Here is a 773-nt window from a genome sequence, read left to right as displayed (position 1 = left end):
GCGCGAGATATTGGCCTGGTTGGTCTCGACAACATCGCTCCCTTGAAAACGATATTTGCAGAGCGAGCAATGGGTCTGGCAGACCGAAAAGCACATTTTAATACTTAGGTTTAGAGAGAATTAATCTTATGAGTGATGCTTGTACTCAAGAATTTGATATTGCGATTGTTGGTGCGGGGATGGTGGGCGCTTCTCTCGCCGCCGCGCTACGTGATACCGGCTTTTCAATTGCTTTAATTGACGCGCAGTCGGCAGAATCTCTGCAGCACTCTCCGTCTAAGCCTAAGGATGTAAATGGCTTTGAGCCAAGAGTCAGTGCACTAACCTTTGCCTCACGCGATTTACTTAAGAGTGTTGGGGCCTGGCAGCATATTCACGAAGAGCGAATCCTTCCTTATCGAAACATGCATGTTTGGGATCAGCTAGGTACAGCCCAAATAGATTTCAGTGCGGCTGAGTTATATGAAGATGCTTTGGGTTATATCGTAGAGAATCAGAATATTGTCTCGGCTTTGCATCAGGTCTTAAAGCAACAAGAGAATGTTGAACGTTTCTTTGGTGGGCGTATTAGCAGCCTGAAGCAAAATGAGGTAGATGGAGCTCCTTATTCTTTGCTGCTGGATGATGGTCGTCAGATACATGCGAAGTTATTAGTTGCAGCTGATGGCGCGAATTCCAGAATCAGGACCTGGTTGTCGATGGCGACCCGTGAATGGGATTATCAACACCACGCAATCGTTGCCACCATCAAAACCGAGAAACCACATAACAAG

At 46.6% G+C, this 773-nt stretch carries 1 protein-coding gene; it reads left to right on the top strand.

The features are described from left to right. Positions 1 to 128 precede the first annotated feature (128 nt). Positions 129 to 773, top strand: a 645-nt coding sequence (locus tag A3756_RS25335; protein ID WP_156490766.1) for an FAD-dependent monooxygenase, incomplete at its 3' end; no start/stop codon positions are given.

The sequence above is a fragment of the Oleiphilus sp. HI0086 genome (assembly GCF_001635225.1).
The sequence above is the reverse complement of the archived record's forward strand: the minus strand, read 5'-3'. Positions and strand labels throughout refer to the sequence as shown.